The following is a 3,091-nucleotide window of genomic DNA, read 5'->3' as shown; positions in this document are numbered from 1 at the left end:
ACGCATTGCCCGTTTTCAAGACGGGTGTGTTCGGAAAGAAATGTCGCCAAACTGTCGGGGCATAAGCCCATGGTTTTCCGAGACGCATCCAAAAACACCGGCTCGGCACCACACAACTTAATGGCATTGGGCGTGGCCACAAAGGTCAACGATTGCGTCAACACCAAATCGCCCGGTTGTACGCCGACCACTTTCATCGCCAGAAACAAGCCCATGGTGCCATTCACCACGGCGACCGCATGTTGGGCGCCGGTAAAGTCGGCCACGGCTTCTTCAAAGCGGTTCACATACTGACCGACCGACGACACAAAGGTGCTGTCGATGCAGCCCGACACCATCTGTTTTTCAGTGTCGTCGAAACACGGCGCGTGCAATGGAATCAAACCGTCTTTAGCGCTCGACTCGGCATAGGTATCGCGAATAAAATCAATCAGTGTTTGCGTGTCGGCCAAGCGGTCAGACATTGTAAATGCCCGCTTTGTATTGTTTCAGATTATCGGCATTGCGGAACCAACGGATGGTTTCGGCCAGGCCTGTTCGCAGGTCGTACTGCGGTTTAAAACCGATGAGTGATTCAATCAAGCTATTATCACACCACAGGCGAAAGACTTCTGAATCTTTGGGACGCAAGCGCGCTTCGTCGGTCACGAACACCACGTCCGACTGCATAATGTCTTTAATCATCTCCAAGGTGTCCTGCACGGAAATTTCAAAGTTGGAACCGATATTAATGGTTTCACCGATGGCTTGTTCGGATTGGGCGATCGCCATCATGCCTCGGCAAGTATCGGTCACGAAATTAAAATCGCGTGTCGGGCGGGTATCGCCCAGTTTGATTTCTTTCATGCCATTGGCGATTTGGGTGATGATGGTGGGAATCACCGCTCGGGCGGACTGTCTCGGGCCATAGGTATTGAACGGGCGCGCAATCGACACCGGCAGTTCGAAGGCGTTGAAATAGGACATCGCCATCGCATCGGCGCCAATTTTACTGGCACTGTAAGGCGATTGCGGTTGCGGCGGGTGTTTTTCGTCAATCGGCACATATTGTGCGGTGCCGTAGATTTCCGATGTGGAGGTGTGCATTAAGCGTTGCACACCGTTATCCAGGCAGGCCTGGGCGATATTCAAGGTGCCGTTGACATTGGTTTCCACATAGGAATTCGGCGCAACATAGGAATAGGGAATGGCGATCAGCGCCGCCAGATGAAACACCGTATGACAGTCTTGGGTAATTTTTCGGCACAAAAACGGATCACGCACATCGCCGACCACCACTTCGATGTCGTCCAGATACGGCGACTGTTCCAGCCAACCCCAAGAATTAAAGGAATTGTAGAGTGCCAGCGCGCGCACCTTGGCACCGGCTTTCACCAGTTGCTCCGTTAAGTGCGACCCGATAAAGCCGTCCGCACCGGTGACCAACACCTGTTTGCCCTGCCAATATGTTTCCGTCATGCCCTCTCTCGCTTGTAAATGATTGTTGTTTGCAAAGGGTTCGTCCTGGATTTTTCCGGGTTAGGTTTCTTGCAACAGCTCTCGATATTTGGTTTCGGCTTGCATTACCTTATCCAGATAACGGCGGGTTTCGTCCGAGTGATGTTCGTATCGCAAGGTGCGGTACACCTGATTCTGGCTGAGTCGATTCAAGCGTTCAATGGCCGCCTCCGGCGTTTGACCAAACAAACGCAATACCGTTTTCATGCCACCATTATAAGAAGAAATGGTCACCATTTGCTTGATTTTATCATCGACGATGCCCGCCAGATAATCGTGTTTTAACAGCCCGAGGTAGGCCGTGCCCATGCGAATGTTCTTTTCAGAATCGAACAATTCTTCTAGGCTGGGTTGGCCGGGTTTGGCATCAATGTATTGATACACATCCTTGCCAGCCGCCTCGGCCTTGACTTGCATCAAACCAATGGCATTGGAACGGCTCACCGCTTTCGGGTTAAAGGCACTTTCGGTTTCCATCACCGCATACACCAGCGATTCCGGCACCTGAAACTGATCGGCATAGCTTTTTACCCAGGCCTGGTAACTTTTCGCCGGACCGGATAGGCCGAATTCATGCAATGGAATGTGCAGCGCCACAAATTCCCCTTCCTCGTCTTTGAGCGTTTGCTGATGGTGTTGCATTAAATAATCGGCATAATCAAACGCCTGCTTGGGATAGCGAATCGGCTGCTGATGCTGATCCAACACCTTACGGTAAAAGTAAGGGCGCTTGGTCAAATCCAGCTTGTCGCGCGCCATCAACTCCGGCCCGGCCATGGGACGATCCATCAATAAGGCACGGCTGACGGCATTTTTGATATTGCGAGTCGAAGCAATCGCCTTGGGAAACTCAATCACCAATTCATCCTCATACACCACCATTACCGGGCTGGCATTCGCCGAAGTCGCGGTAGAAGTCGCTGTAGAGGTCGTTACAGGGTCCGCTGCTACAACCGCTTTATTTAAAAGGCTTGACGCCGCTTCAGAAGGCGGCTTGAACTTAGGCGCATTTACCGGCCGTGAGACCGTTTTGGCCGTGGGTTCGGAACGAGACGCCGTTCCGGTGGGTGGATAGGCGCGTTGTGAGGCTTCTATCGGCGGCGTTTTGCTTGAAACGTTCGCTGGCGCTGAAGCCTGTGCTGAGATCGGGGCTGAGTTCGGACTTGAAATGGCCGACACATCTTGGGGTGACACACGAGCCGCGTTTGCCAGTGGCGGCGAGCTCGATGCTGCGGCTGGCACGGTCGGATCCGTGGCAGTCGTTACCTCGTCGGCGGCCTCAGCGCCCACACGACTGGCAGCCGCCGAACGGGTGGAAACAAAATGCCGCACCTCATTGGCGGGAGGGCGCATTGCCAAGGCGTCTTCCCAAGCGGTGGATTTCGGTGTCGCCGACTGCGCCAACACCCAATACTGAAACGTCGTCAGCAAACCGCTGCTCACCGCCGTCAACACCAGCACCGAAAAGGTTAAAGGAAACAGAATGTTAGACATGAACGCCCAATTCTCCCTGTCAAAAATTCATCAGAAATACACTCATTGCATTCTTTGGATCATAACAAAGCAAATTAAACGCCAAATTTTAAAATCTAGC

3 protein-coding genes are annotated in these 3,091 nt (G+C 52.7%); all 3 read right to left on the bottom strand.

The features are described 5' to 3' along the window. On the bottom strand, window positions 1–464 hold a 464-nt coding region (locus ACP5D0_RS07260; RefSeq protein ID WP_472364999.1), incomplete at its 3' end, for an aminotransferase class I/II-fold pyridoxal phosphate-dependent enzyme. After that, window positions 457–1,458 carry an NAD-dependent 4,6-dehydratase LegB gene (locus ACP5D0_RS07255; protein WP_472364998.1) on the bottom strand — a complete coding sequence of 334 codons (1,002 nt, stop codon included), beginning with the start codon at window positions 1,456–1,458 and terminating at the stop codon, window positions 457–459. The genes ACP5D0_RS07260 and ACP5D0_RS07255, both read right to left, overlap by 8 nt. 60 nt (window positions 1,459–1,518) lie before the next feature. Continuing rightward, a complete protein-coding gene (locus tag ACP5D0_RS07250; protein WP_472364997.1) occupies window positions 1,519–2,991 on the bottom strand; it encodes a murein transglycosylase domain-containing protein in 1,473 nt (490 codons plus the stop codon). Between the last annotated feature and the right edge of the window lie 100 nt (window positions 2,992–3,091).

The sequence above is a fragment of the Hydrogenovibrio sp. genome (genome assembly GCF_049975065.1).
Lineage (GTDB): Bacteria > Pseudomonadota > Gammaproteobacteria > Thiomicrospirales > Thiomicrospiraceae > Hydrogenovibrio.
Note: the sequence above shows the minus strand (reverse complement) of the source record. Positions and strands in the feature narration are given on the sequence as shown.